The 15,655-nt window shown below is 72.2% G+C and carries 16 protein-coding genes, 1 tRNA gene and 2 riboswitches; of the genes, 4 read left to right on the top strand and 13 right to left on the bottom strand.

Annotation, left to right across the window (positions count from 1 at the left end; all coding sequences use genetic code 11):
- Window positions 1-157 precede the first annotated feature (157 nt).
- The 4 genes from ACFFR3_RS02055 to ACFFR3_RS02040 form a co-directional block, all read right to left on the bottom strand.
- Window positions 158-2,644, bottom strand: a complete 2,487-nt coding sequence (locus ACFFR3_RS02055) for an ABC transporter permease (RefSeq protein ID WP_379482502.1) — start codon at window positions 2,642-2,644, stop codon at window positions 158-160.
- Window position 2,645: 1 nt separating this feature from the next.
- A complete protein-coding gene (locus ACFFR3_RS02050) occupies window positions 2,646-3,398 on the bottom strand; it encodes an ABC transporter ATP-binding protein (RefSeq protein ID WP_364378688.1) in 753 nt (250 codons plus the stop codon).
- Window positions 3,399-3,510: 112 nt separating this feature from the next.
- On the bottom strand, window positions 3,511-4,188 hold the full coding sequence (locus ACFFR3_RS02045; RefSeq protein ID WP_345397773.1) for a response regulator: 678 nt from the start codon (window positions 4,186-4,188) through the stop codon (window positions 3,511-3,513).
- Window positions 4,185-5,357, bottom strand: coding sequence for a sensor histidine kinase (locus tag ACFFR3_RS02040; RefSeq protein WP_364378682.1), 1,173 nt, complete (start codon window positions 5,355-5,357; stop codon window positions 4,185-4,187). The genes ACFFR3_RS02045 and ACFFR3_RS02040 overlap by 4 nt, the downstream gene beginning before the upstream one ends.
- 164 nt (window positions 5,358-5,521) lie before the next feature.
- On the opposite strand from ACFFR3_RS02040, the gene ACFFR3_RS02035 reads away from it, so the two are divergent.
- Entirely contained in the window at window positions 5,522-5,983 is a 462-nt protein-coding gene (locus ACFFR3_RS02035) for a hypothetical protein (protein WP_364378679.1), read from the top strand.
- A gap of 38 nt (window positions 5,984-6,021) precedes the next feature.
- Here ACFFR3_RS02035 and ACFFR3_RS02030 read toward each other — a convergent pair.
- Window positions 6,022-6,094, bottom strand: a tRNA-Leu gene (locus ACFFR3_RS02030).
- A gap of 155 nt (window positions 6,095-6,249) precedes the next feature.
- Window positions 6,250-6,723 carry a thioredoxin-dependent thiol peroxidase gene (gene bcp, locus ACFFR3_RS02025; RefSeq protein ID WP_364378676.1) on the bottom strand — a complete coding sequence of 158 codons (474 nt, stop codon included), beginning with the start codon at window positions 6,721-6,723 and terminating at the stop codon, window positions 6,250-6,252.
- 147 nt (window positions 6,724-6,870) lie between these two features.
- On the opposite strand from bcp, the gene ACFFR3_RS02020 reads away from it, so the two are divergent.
- On the top strand, window positions 6,871-7,203 hold the full coding sequence (locus ACFFR3_RS02020; protein WP_364378673.1) for a DUF3618 domain-containing protein: 333 nt from the start codon (window positions 6,871-6,873) through the stop codon (window positions 7,201-7,203).
- Between the two features lie 4 nt (window positions 7,204-7,207).
- Here the strand turns inward: ACFFR3_RS02020 and ACFFR3_RS02015 are convergent, their stop codons facing one another.
- Window positions 7,208-8,401 (bottom strand): alanine racemase, encoded by a 1,194-nt coding sequence (locus ACFFR3_RS02015; protein ID WP_379482501.1) that lies wholly within the window; start codon window positions 8,399-8,401, stop codon window positions 7,208-7,210.
- Window positions 8,402-8,538: 137 nt separating this feature from the next.
- On the opposite strand from ACFFR3_RS02015, the gene ACFFR3_RS02010 reads away from it, so the two are divergent.
- Together ACFFR3_RS02010 and ACFFR3_RS02005 are read left to right on the top strand one after the other, a co-directional pair.
- Window positions 8,539-9,138: a DUF6286 domain-containing protein gene (locus ACFFR3_RS02010; RefSeq protein ID WP_345397791.1), complete on the top strand. Its 600-nt coding sequence runs from the start codon at window positions 8,539-8,541 to the stop codon at window positions 9,136-9,138.
- Window positions 9,138-9,653, top strand: a complete 516-nt coding sequence (locus ACFFR3_RS02005) for a hypothetical protein (protein WP_364378665.1) — start codon at window positions 9,138-9,140, stop codon at window positions 9,651-9,653. Before ACFFR3_RS02010 ends, ACFFR3_RS02005 begins: the two co-directional genes overlap by 1 nt.
- On the opposite strand, the gene ACFFR3_RS02000 is transcribed toward ACFFR3_RS02005, so the two are convergent.
- The 6 genes from ACFFR3_RS02000 to ACFFR3_RS01975 all read right to left on the bottom strand — a co-directional run bounded on the left by ACFFR3_RS02000 (window position 9,634) and on the right by ACFFR3_RS01975 (window position 15,654).
- Window positions 9,634-11,010, bottom strand: coding sequence for an L-serine ammonia-lyase (locus ACFFR3_RS02000; RefSeq protein WP_379482500.1), 1,377 nt, complete (start codon window positions 11,008-11,010; stop codon window positions 9,634-9,636). The genes ACFFR3_RS02005 and ACFFR3_RS02000 overlap by 20 nt on opposite strands.
- Before the next feature lie 57 nt (window positions 11,011-11,067).
- Window positions 11,068-11,457 carry a glycine cleavage system protein GcvH gene (gene gcvH / locus ACFFR3_RS01995; protein ID WP_345397800.1) on the bottom strand — a complete coding sequence of 130 codons (390 nt, stop codon included), beginning with the start codon at window positions 11,455-11,457 and terminating at the stop codon, window positions 11,068-11,070.
- The gene (gcvT, locus tag ACFFR3_RS01990) at window positions 11,454-12,539 is read right to left on the bottom strand and encodes a glycine cleavage system aminomethyltransferase GcvT (RefSeq protein ID WP_345397803.1); all 1,086 of its coding nucleotides are present in this window, start codon (window positions 12,537-12,539) and stop codon (window positions 11,454-11,456) included. Before gcvT ends, gcvH begins: the two co-directional genes overlap by 4 nt.
- Before the next feature lie 42 nt (window positions 12,540-12,581).
- Window positions 12,582-12,665, bottom strand: a riboswitch (glycine riboswitch).
- A gap of 4 nt (window positions 12,666-12,669) precedes the next feature.
- Window positions 12,670-12,767: riboswitch (glycine riboswitch) on the bottom strand.
- 54 nt (window positions 12,768-12,821) lie between these two features.
- The gene (locus ACFFR3_RS01985) at window positions 12,822-13,526 is read right to left on the bottom strand and encodes a gamma-glutamyl-gamma-aminobutyrate hydrolase family protein (protein WP_345397806.1); all 705 of its coding nucleotides are present in this window, start codon (window positions 13,524-13,526) and stop codon (window positions 12,822-12,824) included.
- A gap of 13 nt (window positions 13,527-13,539) precedes the next feature.
- Window positions 13,540-14,304: a 3-oxoacyl-ACP reductase gene (locus ACFFR3_RS01980; RefSeq protein WP_345397809.1), complete on the bottom strand. Its 765-nt coding sequence runs from the start codon at window positions 14,302-14,304 to the stop codon at window positions 13,540-13,542.
- A gap of 6 nt (window positions 14,305-14,310) precedes the next feature.
- A complete protein-coding gene (locus ACFFR3_RS01975) occupies window positions 14,311-15,654 on the bottom strand; it encodes an aldehyde dehydrogenase family protein (RefSeq protein ID WP_364378657.1) in 1,344 nt (447 codons plus the stop codon).
- Between the last annotated feature and the right edge of the window lies 1 nt (window position 15,655).

The raw sequence follows: 15,655 nt of genomic DNA, 5'->3' as shown, positions 1-15,655 counted from the left end.
GCCGGGCCTCCGGCCGGCAGTCGGCGGGTATGGGGCGTTGTTCCGGTGAGCGTTCACGGGCGAGGCCGGGCGTCGCCCCCATCGGACGCCCGACCTGCTTCGTACCCTCTAACCGGCTTTTTCGGGTTTATTCGAGAATGTCGTTATTCGTCCGAAGTCAGCCGGCCGCCAGCGACCCCGCGATGGACGCCCGCGCCGCCCGCCGCGCCGGGATCACCGCCGCCAGCACCCCCGCCGCCCCCGACAGCACCACGAACAGCAGCACCTGGGGGACGGGCACCGCGTACCGCGAGCCTTCCAGCATCGCCCGCGTCGCCGCCCACCCGAAGACGAGCCCGAGCGCGACGCCCACCAGCGCCCCGATCAGCCCGAGCACCAGCGCCTCGACGGACAGCATGCGGCGCAACTGCGGCCGGGTCAGGCCGAGGGCGCGCAGCAGGGCGGACTCGCGGGTGCGTTCGTGGACGGACAACGACAGCGTGTTGGCGATGCCGAGCAACGAGATGAGGATGGCGAGCCCGAGCAGCCCCGTCATGATCATCAGCACCATGTCGAGCGTCTCGTCGAACTGCCCGCGTACCTCGGTCGCGCTGTTGACCAGCACGGTCGGATAGGGGGCCGTGGCGGCGTCCACCACCGCGCGGGCCCGCGCGGCGGGCACGCCGTCCGCGATCGTGACCAGCACCTGCGTGTCGGGCACCGCGCCGAAGTAGGCGTCGAACGCGCGCTCGGGCACGGTGACGGAGGGCAGCATCGTCTGGTCGCCGTCGAGCAGCGCGACGATCCGCAGGGAGACCGTGCCCGCCCGCTGGGTCGCGAGCGTCGCCGTGCCGCCGAGCCGCAGCCCGAGCCGGGCCGCCGTCCGCTCATCGACCGCGACCTGCCCGGCCGCGAACCCGCGCAGGGACCCGGCCGTCACGTAGGGCTCCACGTGCCCGGCGAACGTCCCCACGCTCTGCGTCCTGCCGCCGAAACCGGCCTCGACCCTGCGGATCTGCCCCACCGAGGCCAGCTCCGGCCGGGTGCGCAGCTCCTCGCCCACCGAGCGCGGGATGAGCGGCTCGCGTTCCTGGTCCACCAGCAGGTAGTCGACGGGGAACTGCTCGTCCAGCTTGGCCGTCATGGTGAGCCGGGTCGAGGCGGTGATCACGGAGATGAGCGTCATCAGCGTCACCCCGATCGTCAGCGCGACCGTGGTGGTGGCCGCCCGCCTGGGGTTGCGGACGGAGTTCTCCACCGCGAGCTTGCCCGGCACCCCGAACGAGCGGCGCGGCACCCATCCCACGACCGCGCTCAGCGGCCTGACCAGCACCGGCCCAAGGATCAGCACCGCCAGGAAGGTGAGCGCGCCCCCGGCCATGACGACGACCAGCGCGACCTGCCCCGGGGGCAGCGCGAACGCGCCCGCGCCGGTCGTACCGGCTCCTGCCAGCAGGAAGAACGCCGCGAACAGCATCCGCACCCGCCCGGCGCGGAACGTGCGCTCCTCAGGTTCGCTGCGCAGCGCCGCGACCGGCGCCACGCGGGTCGCGGACCTCGCGGGCAGCACCGCCGCGCCCACCGTGACCAGCACGCCCACGGTCAGGGCGATGCCGGCGGTGACGGGGGAGAGCGTGACGGCCGCGTCGGTGGGCAACGGGGCGTCCAGCGCGCCGAGCACGGTCAGCGTGAGCGCGGCCAGGCCGTACCCGGCGGCGAGACCGGCCAGCGAGGCCAGCAGGCCCACGGCGGCCGACTCCAGCAGCACCTGGGAGAACACCTGCCCGCGCGTCGCCCCGATGCAGCGCAGCAGCGCCATCTCGCGGGTGCGCTGGGCGACGAGGATGGTGAAGGTGTTGTAGATGACGAGCGCGGCCACCAGCATCGCGACGAGCCCGAACATCAGCAGCCCCACCGTGAGCAGCCGGGTGTCCACGCCGGCGGACGCGGCCAGCTCGTCGGCCAGCTCGGCGCCGGTTCTGACCGCGTACGAGCCGCCGGCCGCCGCCGCGACGGCCTGCTTCAGCCCGGCACCGGAGCCCTTGACGTCGATCTCGGCGTACCCCTCGGCGCCGGTCATGCGCCGCGCGGTGTCCGTGGTGAAGCCGACCGCGCCGGTGAAGGCGAGCTGCTGGTCGAGCCCGGTGTCGATGAGCCCGACCAGGCGGAAGGCGTGCGGCCTGCGGCGGGAGTCGAGCACGGTGATCGTGTCGCCGAGGCGCAGGCCCTGGGCCTCGGCGGTGTTCTCGTCCAGGACGGCGGCGTGGTCGTCGGTGCCGGGCCCGGTGCCCGCGACCACGTCGGTACGGTCGAGCGGGCCTGTGACGACCGAGACGGCCGTGGTGGGCAGGGTGCCGACGGCCTTGCCGTCCTTGCCGAGCAGGGGCGCGGGGCCGCGTACGATGCCCTGCGCCTCGGTGACGCCCGGCAGGCTCCTGATCCGGTCGAGCAGGCCGGCGGGCAGCGGGTCGCCGGAGCCCTTGGGCAGCACGGCCACGTCCACCTTGCCCGCGTCGGCTGTCACCCGCTGGGCGAAGCCGGCCTCGACGGTGTCGTTCAGCACGAACGTGCCCGCGATGAAGCCCACCCCGAGCAGGATCGCCAGCGACGTCAGCAGGAACCTCAGCCGGTGCGCGCGCAGCCCGGCCAGCGTGGTCCTCAGCACCTCACGCCTCCAGCCGGACGAGCGTGTCCAGCACGGACTGCGGCGTCGGCGCGGCGACCTCGGTGACCAGCTCGCCGTCGCGCAGGAAGACCACGCGGTCCGCGTACGAGGCCGCCACCGGGTCGTGCGTGACCATGACGATGGTCTGGCCCAGCTCGCGTACGGACGTCCGCAGGAAGGCCAGCACCTCGGCGCCGCTGCGCGAGTCGAGGTTGCCGGTGGGCTCGTCGGCGAAGATGACCTGCGGCTTGCTGATCAGTGCCCTGGCCACCGCCACCCGCTGCTGCTGGCCGCCGGACAGCTCGGCGGGCCGGTGCGCGAGCCGCTCGCGCAGCCCGACGGTGTCGATGACCCGCTCGAACAGCGTCTCGTCGGCCTGGCGGCTCGCGATGTCGAGGGGCAGGCGGATGTTCTGCTCGGCCGTCAGCGTCGGCAGCAGGTTGAACGCCTGGAAGACGAACCCGATCCGCTCGCGGCGCAGCAGCGTCAGCCGGCGGTCGCTCAGCCCGGTCAGCTCGACGTCGCCGACGTGCACGGTGCCGGAGGTGGCCGTGTCGAGCCCGGCCAGGCAGTGCATGAGCGTCGACTTGCCGGACCCGGACGGCCCCATGATCGCGGTGAATGCCCCCGTGGCGAAGGACACGCTCACCCCGCGCAGCGCGTGGACCTGGGCGCCGCCCTGGCCGTACACCTTGGTCAGTTCTGTTGCCACCACGGCGGCCGGTGCCTGCCGCCGGGTCTCGGTGAGCGTCACGTTCACTCCTTGGTCGCGGGGGTCGTGGAACGCGACCAACGCTAGGAGCGGAAATGTCCCTTTCCCTGGGCCTTGAGGAGGGACTTCGTGTGCGCCGCCAGATGACCCAGGGTCAGCCTTCCGGCCGATGCGCGGGCGGCTGGGCGGGCGGTTGGGCGGGGACGATCAACCCCGCCTCGTACGCGTACACGACCGCCTGCGCCCGGTCCCGCAGCCCCAGCTTGGCCAGCACCCGGCCGAGGTGCGTCTTGACCGTCGCCTCCGCCACCTCCAGGCGGGCCGCGACCTCCGTGTTGGACAGGCCGCGCGCCACCATGAGCAGCACCTCGCGCTCGCGCGGCGTCAGGTCGCCCGCTCCGGGCGGCGCCTGCCCGCTGGGGAGCTGGGCGGCGAAGCGGTCGAGCATGCGGCGCAGCGTGCTCGGCGACATGACTGACTCGCCCGCGTGCACCACCCTGATCGCGCTGACCAGGTCGGCGGGCGGTACGTCCTTGAGCAGGAACCCGGCCGCGCCCGCCTTGACCGCCGCGAAGGCGTACTCGTCGAGGTCGAACGTGGTCAGGATGAGCACCCGAGGTCCTCTGATCAGGCTGGTGGCCTCCACGCCGTCCATGACCGGCATGCGGACGTCCATGAGCACGACGTCCACCTGGACCCGCTCCAGCAGCCGCAGGGCGGCCGCGCCGTCGCCCGCCTCGGCCACCACCTCGATGTCGGGCTGCGCCCCGAGCACCATCCTGAAGCCGGCCCGCAGCAGCTCTTGATCGTCGACCAGCATCACCCTGATCACGCCGCCTCCTTCGCCAGGGGCAGCCTGGCCAGCACCTCGAAGCCGCCGCCCTGGCGGGGCCCGGCCGACACAGCGCCGCCGTACATGCCGGCCCGCTCGCGCATGCCGATCAGGCCGTGGCCGCCGGCGCCGCGCGGCGCGGCGGCGCCCCTGCCGTCGTCGGTGACCCGGACGAGCACGTCCGTGCCGCTGTAGTCGATCTCGACCGTGGCGCTGACGCCGGGGCCGCCGTGCTTGAGCGCGTTGGTCAGGGCCTCCTGGACGATGCGGTAGACGGCGAGCTGCTGCCCCTCGGGCAGTTCGGCCGGCGTCCCCGCGACGCGCAGGCTGGCGGGCACCGCGAAGCCGCTGACCAGCTCGTCGAGCTGACCGAGACCGGGCTGCGGGGTGTAGTCGGTGGGCGCGGTCTCGTTCTCGCGCAGCACGCCGACCAGCCTGCGCATCTCGGCCAGAGCGGCCCTGCCGGTGGCCGAGATGGTCGCGACGGCCGCGCGGGCCTGGTCGAGGTCGGTGCCGAGGGCGTAGTTCGCGCCGTCGGCCTGCACCACCATGACGCTGACGTTGTGGGCCACGACGTCGTGCAGCTCCCGCGCGATCCTGGCCCGCTCGGCCGCCGCGGCCATCCTGGCCTGCTGGTCGCGCTCGCGCTCGGCGCGCTCGGCGCGTTCCTCCAGGCTCTCCAGGTAGCGGCGGCGGGTATTGGCGTACAGGCCGGTCAGCCAGACCGTCACCACGAGGATCGAGCAGCTGAAGAACATGCCGAACGTGGGGCGGTACCAGTTGACCATGGCCAGCGCCACCCCCAGCTCCGCCACCAGGCAGGCCGCCACCGCCCAGCGGAACAGGCACTGCGAGGCCACCGCGTAGAGCGCGACCAGCACGGCCAGGTTGGCGGGCACCGGGGCCAGGCCGGCCAGCCACTGCCCGAAGCTGACCAGCGCGACGGCCGAGAACGACAGCAGCGGGCGGTCGCGCCACACCAGCGGCAGCAGCAGGAGCGCCGTCAGGGCGAGGTAACCGGGCAGGCCGGGCGCGGAACCGCCGCCCAGCTGCGCGGCGCCCTCCGCCGCCACCCCGGTCAGGACGCAGAACAGCGCCAGAGGGCTCGCCCACAGGGCGCCCGCCAGCTTCTCGTGGCGTCGCGACCACGCCCGTACCCTGCCGAACACATCCTCACGATATGCAGCGCATCCGACGTTTCTGTCCGCCTGAAGACTGAAGTGTGAGTACGACCCAGGTCTTACATGGCGGGGAGCTTACGCACGGCTTACGGTGTATTTGGCATTCTCATTACCGGGAGCGCCCCCTGCGGGGCGAGTAAAGGGAGATCGTGATGGCGGATCATGATCGCGATGTCGGGTCGCGCGGCGATGAGGAAGCGCCGCGCGACCCGAGTCCCGAGCAGCCGGCTCTGAAGTACGGCGAACAGGCCGATCAGGCCTACGCCGAGATCCCTCCGACGCAGCATGCCGACTGGGAGACGCCGCGAAGCGGCGGCCGTCGCGGGCGCAAGAGGCTCATCGGCGCGGGACTCGTCGGGCTGCTCGCGGGAGCTCTGATCGGCGGTGTCAGCGTGGCCGCCGTCAACGATGCCGACCATGATCACGACAGGTTCGGCGTCCGGTACGACATGTCGCGCCCGGACCGTTTCCGCATCCACACCGTGCCTGACGTGAGCTGCTGGGGGCGCGAGAACGAGGTGCGCTGCAGTGCGCCCTCGCCGCCCCGAGTGCCACGACCGCCGCGCCCCGAGGAAGCCCCTGCGGCGCCCGTCGCGCCCACCCACGACGACTGAGAAACGGCCGGTCAGGGGCGCGGAATCACCATCGCTTGTAGGGCCGGTGGGATTCGAACCCACACTAACAGCCACCTAAAGACTGCGCCTCTGCCATTGGGCTACGACCCCTTTGCCATTGCCATGCCCCGAGAGTTTCGGTCGGGAAATGACAATTCGGGCACGGGAAGTGCCACGTGCCGCCAATCTTACCGCTTGCGTACGCGGTCCGGCGCCCGCCCGGTAGGCGGCGTTATCACGCGAATAACGCCGCCCGCCGGAGAGGTCTAGGCGAGGCCGAGCTTCTTCTTCAGCGAGGCCACGTGACCCGTCGCCTTCACGTTGTAGAGCGCCTGCTCGATCTTCCCGTCGCCGTCGATGACGAACGTCGAGCGGATCACGCCCACGACCTCCTTGCCGTACAGCTTCTTCGTGCCGTAGGCGCCGTAGGCCTGGTGGACGGTCAGCTCGGGGTCGGACAGCAGGGGGAAGGTCAGCGCGTCGCGCTCGGCGAACTTGGCGAGCTTCGCCGGCTTGTCCTTCGACACGCCGAGGACGACGAAACCCTCATCGGTCAGCTGCCCGAGGTTGTCGCGGAAATCGCACGCCTGCTTGGTGCAGCCGGGGGTCATCGCGGCGGGGTAGAAATAGAGGATCACGCGCTTGCCGCGGTAGGCGTCGAGCGAGACGGTGCCGCCGTCGGCGGTGGGAAGCGCGAACTCCGGTGCGGCGTCGCCGGGCGCGAGCTTGGTTTCTGTCACTGGGTCCTCCTGATGAACTGCCACCAACCTACCGGCCCGACTCACTGTGCGGCCGCCGTGCCGTCCGGGGCGCCGACCTGACAGACTGATCACGACCAGAACGAACGCCTCGCCGCTGAGGGCACGCGTACGGTCGAAAGGAGAGCCATGGCTGACACCGATCCCGATGAGCTGGAGCGGCAGATCGCGCGGACGCGCGCGGAGTTGGCGCGGACGGTCGACGCCATCGCCGACCGGGTGAGCCCGAAGCGGGTCGCCGAGCGCACGGTGGAAGACGTCAAGACCAGGGCGGGGCACTTCGTCGCGTCGGTGGGCGACGCGCTGGGGGTGACGGCCAGGCCCGCGGAGTTCGGCGACAACCCCGACGAGATGTGGGACGACGAGCGGCCCGACCTGGGCCCGGTGCTGATCGGGATCGGCGCGGTGCTGGTCGTGGGGGCGGCCATCGTGCTCATGCGCCGCCGCCGCAGGCGCCGCTGACCGCTCAGAGGAACGTACGCCCCTCGCCCCGGTAGGTCGGCACCGACTCCACCAGCGCGTCGCCCTCGACCAGATGCAGCGTGTCGAAGCGCTCGCACAGCTCGCCCGCCTTGGCGTGCCGGAAATAGACCCGGTCGCCGATCCGCAGGTCCTCGGCCGCCTGGCCGAGCAGCGGGGTCTGCACCTCGCCCGCGCCTTCGTCGGGCGCGTAGCGCAGCCCGGCCGGTAGGTAGGGCTGCGGCGCCCTGCTGGGCGCCGGTGACCCCGAGGCGATGTAACCGCCGCCCAGCACGGCGACGACGTCCCTGGCCGGGCGGCGTACGACGGGGAGTGCGAAGAGGGCGGCGGGCACGCCGGTGAACGCGCGGTAGAAGTCGAAGAGCCGCGGATGGAACAGGCCGGACCCGGCGGCCACCTCGGTGACGGCCTTCTCGCGGACGGTCCGCTCGACGCTGCCGGTGCCGCCGCCGTTGACGAACTCGAGGTCGGCGACCTGGCGTACGGCGTTGACGATCCTGCCCCTGCGCAGCACGAGGTCCCTGGCGGAGCGGGCCTGCATGAGCCTGATGAGCCGGGTGTGGACGGCGTTGCCCGGCGGGTCGTCGCCGACGCCGGCGATCTGCGCCTCGTACGCCAGCAGCCCGGCGAGGCGGAGGCCGGGCCGTCCGGCGATGCTCGCGGCGAGGTCGGCGGCCTGGTCGGGCTCGCGGACGGGGGAGCGCAGCGCGCCGGCCCTGAACCTGCCGCCGAAGGCGACGTAGCCGGCGTCGATGTCGAGGCAGAGCCTGATCTCGGCGCGCGGCCGGACGCCCGCCACGGCGGCCTCGACGAAGTCGAGGTGGGCGGCCGAGTCGACGGTGACCGTGATCCGTTCTGCGGCCCGCGCGTCTCCCGCGAGTGCGGCCAGGGCGTGCCGGTCGGCGGTGGGGTAGGCGACGAGGATGTCGGTGTGGCCGTGCCCGGCGAGCCAGAGCGCCTCGGGCAGGGTGAAGGCCATGAGGCCGCGGAAGCCGTCCATGGCGAGGACGCGGTCGAGGAGTGCCCGGCTGCGTACGGACTTGGTGGCCACCCTGATGGGCTTGCCGGCGGCGCGGCGTACGAGGCCGGCGGCGTTGGCCCGCAGGGCGGCGAGGTCGAGCAGCGCGAACGGCGGTTCGAGGGCGGCGGTGGCCCGGTCGTACCGCTGCCGATCATCCATACCGGCAGCGTATCCGCATATCGGGCAAATGAACATGAGGCTTGTTCGTGTTAGTTGCGGTCCCCGTAATGTTCGGGCAAACCGGCGGCGAGGGCGCGGTACCGCCCCGGCGCCCTGCATGTACGTCTGTCGGTGTGATGACCACGCTTCAGCAGCTCCTGCCCGGTGCCGTCGTCGCCCCGCGGAACACCGGGCTGCGCCGGGCGACCAGGGCGCTGCGGCCGGCGCGTACCGTTCCCGGCGCCCTCGTGGCGCTCACGCTGGCCGCCGGCCTGGGGGCGACCGCGGCCGAGGTGGTCGCCGCGCTGCTCGGCAGGCCGCTCGGCTGGGTGCCGGTCAACGAGCTGATCGAGCTGGCGAGCCGGAGCACCTGGCCGGAGCTGGAGATCGTGGCGATGGGCCTGGCCGGAGCGGGCACGCTCATGCTGCTGCTCGCGATCATGCCGGGACGTACCCGGCTGGTGCCGGTGGAGACCGACGACCCGCTCATCGTCATCGGCATCACCCGCGCGGGCCTGCGCCGCACCCTGCGCGCCGCCGCCCAGCAGGTGGCCGGCGTGGAGCGGGCGAGCGTCAGGCTGCGCCGCCGCACGATCGAGGTCACGGTCATGACCAGCGGGGAGAGCTCGGGGCAGATGCTCAGGCAGGTCGGCACCGTCGTGGGCGACCGCCTGGCCGGCGTCGGCACGCTGAGCACCTGCGAGGTCGTCGTCCGTCTGCGCAGGAGGGCCGCCTGATGCGCCAGTACGCGGGCAACCGGGTGGGCCTCGCCGTCGTCGGGGCGATCCTCCTGGCCCTCGGCGGGTACGCGTGGCTGCGCGGCCAGGACCGCTTCTTCGACCTGCCGCCGGGCGCCAAGGTGCTGCCGGCCGCCGCCAGGAAGACGCTGGCCGAGGAGCCGTGGCCGCTCTGGTTCGTCGCCTTCGCCCTGCTGTTCCTGACCCTGCTGGCGCTGCGCTGGCTGCTGCTCAGCCTCGGCTGGGGCCGCCGCGGCACCCACAACGGCACCGGCACCGCGATGCTGTTCGTCGGGCTCAAGGGCGTGGACGGGCTCGGCAGGGCAGGGGTCCGGGTGGCCGCCGACGGCCTGCGCATCGGCCTGACCTGCCCGGCCGCCGCCGACGTGGGCGCGATCGTGAGCAAGCTGGACCAGGACATCGTGGGGCGGATCCGGCGCGAGGTCCGCGACGACGAGTGCCCCGCCGTGGTCCGCCTGCACGTACGGCGTCAGGTCAGCACTCGATCACGTTGACCGCGAGGCCGCCGCGCGAGGTCTCCTTGTACTTGTCGAGCATGTCGCGGCCGGTGTCGCGCATGGTCTTGATGGCCCGGTCGAGCGAGACGAAGTGCTTGCCGTCGCCGCGCAGCGCGATCCTGGCCGCGGTGATCGCCTTGTTGGAGGCCACCGCGTTGCGCTCGATGCACGGGATCTGCACCAGGCCGCCGATCGGGTCGCAGGTCAGCCCCAGGTTGTGCTCGATGCCGATCTCGGCGGCGTTCTCCACCTGCTCGGGCGTGCCGCCCAGCGCCTCGGTGAGCCCCGCAGAGGCCATCGAGCAGGCCGAGCCCACCTCGCCCTGGCAGCCCACCTCGGCGCCGGAGATCGAGGCGTTCTCCTTGAACAGCACCCCGACCGCGCCCGCCGTCAGCAGGAACCTGATGACGCCGTCGTCGTCGGCGTGCGGGACGAACCGGGTGTAGTAGGTCAGCACGGCCGGGATGATGCCGGCGGCGCCGTTGGTCGGGGCGGTGACGATCCGGCCGCCCGCCGCGTTCTCCTCGTTGACGGCCAGCGCGAACAGCGTCACCCAGTCCATCGCCTGCAACGGGTCCTTCTCCGGCGGCTCGGACTGCAGGCGGCGGTGCAGCTGGTTGGCGCGGCGCTTGACCTTGAGGCCGCCGGGCAGCACGCCCTCCTTGGCGATGCCGCGCGTGACGCACTCGGACATCACCCGCCACAGGTTCATCAGGCCGCCCCTGATCTCCTCCTCGGTGCGGCCGAACGCCTTCTCGTTCTCCAGCATCAGCGCGGAGATCGACAGGCCGGTGGCGGAGCAGTGCTTGAGCAGCTCCTCGGCGGTGGTGAACGGGTAGGGCAGGACGGTGTCGTCGGGCTTGATGCGGTCGGCGCCGGTGGCCTGCTCGTCCACCACGAAGCCGCCGCCGACGGAGAAGTAGACCTTTTCCCGCAGCCGCTCGCCCGAGGCGTCCCAGGCGGTGAAGCGCATGCCGTTGGGGTGCTCGGGCAGCGAGATCTTACGCTCGAAGACGAGGTGCTCGCCGACGACGAACGGGATCTCATGAGTGCCGAAGAGCGGGACCGTGCCCGACTCGCGCATGGCGGCGATGCGGGCGTCCACGGTGTCGACGTCGACCAGCTCCGGCTTTTCGCCCGACAGGCCCAGCAGGACGGCCTTGTCACTGCCGTGGCCCTTGCCGGTCAGGCCGAGCGAGCCGTACAGGATGACCTCCACGCGGGACACCTGGTCGAGCATTCCGTCCTGGTGCAGGCCGCGGGCGAACTTGTGAGCGGCGGCCATCGGGCCGCCCGTGTGGGAGCTCGACGGGCCGATGCCGATCTTGAAGAGGTCGAAGACGCTGATCGCCATTGATGTGCGCCCTTCATGAAGGGCCGGGGCCCGGCTCGGCGGGCCCCGGCGGGTGGGTCAGGAGTCGCCCGCGGTCAGGGCGGTGTACTCCTCAGGCGAGAGCAGCTCCTCGGGGTCGCCCTCCACACGGACCTTGAACATCCAGCCCTCGCCGTACGGGTCGCTGTTGGCCAGGCTCGGGTCGTCCACGACCGCCTGGTTCACCTCGACGACCTCACCGCCGACCGGCGTGTAGATCTCGTTCACCGACTTGGTCGACTCCACCTCGCCGACGGAGTCACCCGGCTCGACGTTGCTGCCGACCTCGGGGAGCTGCACGTAGACGACGTCACCAAGGGAGTCGGCGGCGAAGGCCGTGATGCCGACGGTCACGGTGACGCTGTCCTCGACACCGCGCACCCACTCGTGCTCCTTGGTGTAGCTCAGGTCGTCAGGGATGTTGCTCACTTGTTCCTCCTGTAAAAGGGCAGCTCAACCAGGTCCACAGGTTCATGGCTGCCCCGGATGTCCACAGCCAGGCCTGAATCGGCGCCGGTGTCCACGTAGGCCATCGCGATGGGCTTGCCCAGGCTCTGGGAAGGCGCACCGCTGGTGACCTCGCCGACGACGGCGCCGTCTCGGGTGACCGGGTAACCGTGGCGCGGCACCCGGCGGCCCCGCGCGACCAGGCCGACGAGCCGGCGCCGCGGCTGGTCGTCCTTGACCGCCTCGAGCGCAGACCGGCCGACGAAGTCACCGGGCTTGTCGAATTTCACCACCCTGCCCAGCCCCGCGTCGAACGGGGTCAGCTCCGCGTCGAGCTCGTTGCCGTACAGCGGCATGCCGGCCTCGAGGCGGAGCGTGTCGCGGCTGGACAGGCCCGCGGGCTTGAGCCCGTACGGCTCGCCGGCCGTCATGAGCGCGCCCCAGAGCGGGACGGCGTCCTCGCCCGCGACGAACAGCTCGAAGCCGTCCTCGCCGGTGTAACCGGTACGGGCGATGAGCGCCTGCCGGCCGTCCACCGTGCCGGGCAGGCCGGCGTAGTACTTGAGCCCGGCCAGGTCGGCGTCGGTGAGCGTGGCCAGGATCTCCTGCGCGCGCGGGCCCTGGACGGCGATCAGCGCGTACCGGTCGGAGCGGTCCTCGACCACCGCGTCGTACGCCTTCGCGCGCTCCTGCAGCTCGCGGGCCACCTTCTCGTAGTTGGAGGCGTTCGCCACGACCATGAACTCCTCGTCACCGAGCCGGTAGACGATGAGGTCGTCGAGCACTCCGCCGCGCTCGTTCACGATCATGGTGTAACGGGCCCGGCCGACGGCCAGCGCCGACAGGTGGCCGACCAGCGCGTAGTCGAGCGCCTCGGCGGCCTGCGGGCCGGTCAGGAAGATCTCGCCCATGTGCGACAGGTCGAACAGACCGGCCGCCTCGCGGACGGCCCGGTGCTCGGCGGACTCGCTGCCGTACCGGAGGGGCATGAGCCAGCCGGCGAAGTCGGTCAGGGTGGCGCCGAGGCTCTCGTGAACGTCTCGGAGCGGTGTCGGTCGGGACATTGGACGCACCTCAGGACAGGAGTGGATGCCAGCATCCTCCCCCTCTGTCATCGGTGCCTGAGAGCTTCGCCCGACTTTTGCCGGACTTTCACCTTCGGCGAGGCCGCGAGGGCCTGCTTTCCAGAGACACCGTAGCCGTGCGGTCCTTTGCCTTGAGAGGTTCGCGGGGAGGGCTTGCTCCTTCAGGGGCCCTGACCGGCTGTCAGGGCACTCTCCCGCACGGTTTCGTCGGTGATGTCCGCCAGCCTAGTGGGGATATGGGGCTGTTGTCGCGTTCGCGGTTCAGCAGGCCGCGACCAGCGTCTCGAAGAGCGCCCGATCCTCCGCCACCTCCGGGTGCCACTGCACCGCCATCGCGAACCCGGCGCCCTCCAGCTCCACCGCCTCGATCGTGCCGTCCGCCGCCGTCGCGGTGACCGACAGGCCGGGCGCGAGCCGGTCCACGCCCTGGTGGTGGTAGTGCGGCACCGGCAGCGGCTCCGGCAGCGGCACCGTGCCCAGCGCCTTCGCCAGGCGCGAGCCGGGGACGGGCGTCACCGGCAGGTCGCCGAAGCGGCCAGGGCCTGGGCAGTGGCCGGTGTGGCCCACGACGTCCGGCAGGTGCTGGTGCAGGCTGCCGCCGAGCGCCACGTTCAGCACCTGGAGCCCCCGGCAGATGCCCAGGTAGGGCAGCCCGGCGTCGAGCGCCGCGCGCAGCAGCGCGAACTCCGCCTCGTCGCGGAACTCCCGCACGTAGCCGGTGCGCTCGTGCGGGGCCGCGGCGTACCTGGCCGGGTCGATGTCACCGCCGCCCGCCAGCACGAGCCCGTCCAGCCGGCCCACGAGCGCGGCGGGCTCACCGGCCGGCGGCAGCACGACCGGCTGCCCGCCGGCCGCCGCCACCTTCTCCACGTACGCGTACGGCAGCAGCGCGGCGGGCGTGTCCCGCCACACCGTGAACGTGGCCTGCTCGACGTAGCAGGTGATGCCGATGACCGGACGCCGCATGGCGTGCCCCCCTCTAGAGCGGCGTGACGTACGCGCCGGAGATGCCGCCGTCCACCAGGAACTCGCTGGCCGTGACGAACGAGGCGTCGTCGCTGGCGAGGAACGCCACCGCCGCCGCGATCTCCGACGCCTCCGCGAAGCGGCCGACCGGCACGTGCACCAGCCGCCGCTGCGCCCGCTCCGGGTCCTTGGCGAACAACTCCTGGAGCAGGGGCGTGTTCACCGGGCCTGGACACAGCGCGTTCACTCTGATGCCCTCCCTGGCGAACTGCACACCCAGCTCACGCGACATCGCCAGCACGCCGCCCTTGGAGGCGGTGTAGGAGATCTGCGAGGTCGCCGACCCCATGACCGCCACGAACGACGCCGTGTTGATGATCGAGCCCTTGCCCTGCCGCCGCATGTACGGGATGACGTGCTTGCAGCAGAGATAGACGCTGGTCAGGTTCACCTCCTGGACGCGGCGCCAGGCCTCGATGCCGGTCTCCAGGATCGAGTCGTCGTCGGGCGGCGAGATGCCGGCGTTGTTGAAGGCGATGTCCACGCTGCCGTACGTCTCGTACGCGGTGGCGAACATGCGGACGACGTCGTCCTCGTTCGTGACGTCGGCCCGTACGAACAGGCCGCCGACCTCGCTCGCGGCCTGCTTGCCCGCCGCCTCGTCGACGTCCGCGCAGACGACCTTGGCGCCCTCCTCGGCGAACCGGCGGGCCGTGGCCAGCCCGATGCCGCCCGCCGCTCCCGTGATGACCGCCACCCGATCCTGCAACCGCTGCATCCCGTGTCACTCCGTTGCGATGAAGACGTTCTTGACCTCGGTGAACGCCGCAAGGGCATCCGCGCCGAGCTCCCTGCCGAGTCCGGACTGCTTGAAGCCGCCGAACGGGGTCCAGTAGCGGACGGAGGAGTGGGAGTTGACCGACAGCGCCCCCGACTCGACGGCCCTGGCCACCCGCAGCGCCCGCCCCACGTCGCGGGTCCAGATGGAGCCGCTCAGCCCGTACGGGGTGTCGTTGGCGATGCGGACGGCGTCGGCCTCGTCCTCGAACCTGGCCACCGACAGGACCGGGCCGAAGATCTCCTCGGTGAACGCCCGGTCGGTGACCTCGGGGGTCAGCACGGTGGGCGGGAACCAGTAGCCCCTGCCCTCGGGGCACGAGCCCTGCACGTAGGGGTCGCCGTCGACGAAGCTCGCGACGCGGGCCAGGTGCTCGGCGCTGATGAGCGGGCCCATCTCGGTGGCATCGTCGCGCGGGTCGCCCACCTTGACGCCCAGCACGGCGGGGGCGAGCAGGGACATGAACTCGTCGTACACGCTCGACTGGACGAGCAGGCGGGAGCGGGCGCAGCAGTCCTGGCCCGAGTTGTCGAACACCGCGTACGGCGCCGTCGCCGCCGCCTTCTCCAGGTCGGCGTCGGCGAAGACGATGTTGGCCGACTTGCCGCCCAGCTCCAGCGTCACCCGCTTGACCTGGCGCGCCGCCTTCGCCGCGATCTCCTTGCCCACCTCGGTCGAGCCGGTGAACACGATCTTCGCCACGCCGGGATGCTCGACCAGGCGGGCGCCCGCGACCTCCCCTGCCCCAGGCAGCACCTGGAGCACCCCCTCGGGGAGGCCCGCCGCCAAGGCCAGCTCGGCCAGCCTCAGCGCCGTCAGCGGGGTCCACTCGGCCGGCTTCACGATCACCGTGTTGCCGGCCGCCAGCGCGGGGGCCACGCCCCACGACATGATCAGCATCGGGAAGTTCCACGGCACGATGACCCCGACCACACCGAGCGGCTCGTGGAAGGTGACGTCCACGCCGCCCGCGACCGGGATCTGCCTGCCGTGCTCGCGCTCGGGCGCGCCCGCGTAGAAGTGCAGCACGTCGCGTACGGCGCCGGCCTCCCAGCGGGCGTTGCCGATCGGGTGCCCGGCGTTGGCCAGCTCAAGCTCGGCCAGCTCCGCGCCGTGCGCGTCCACCAGGTCCGCGAACCTGCGCAGCAGCCTCGCCCGGTCACCCGGCGCGACCGCGCGCCAGCCCGCGTACGCCGTCCTGGCACGCTCCACGGCCCGGTCGACCTCGGCCGCGTCGGCGAGTTCGACGTCGGCCAGCACCTCTTCCGTGGCCGGATTCACGATTTTCATG

The organism is Nonomuraea salmonea, from assembly GCF_042428605.1.
GTDB lineage: Bacteria > Actinomycetota > Actinomycetes > Streptosporangiales > Streptosporangiaceae > Nonomuraea > Nonomuraea salmonea.
This window is presented reverse-complemented; position numbering and strand designations above follow the sequence as displayed.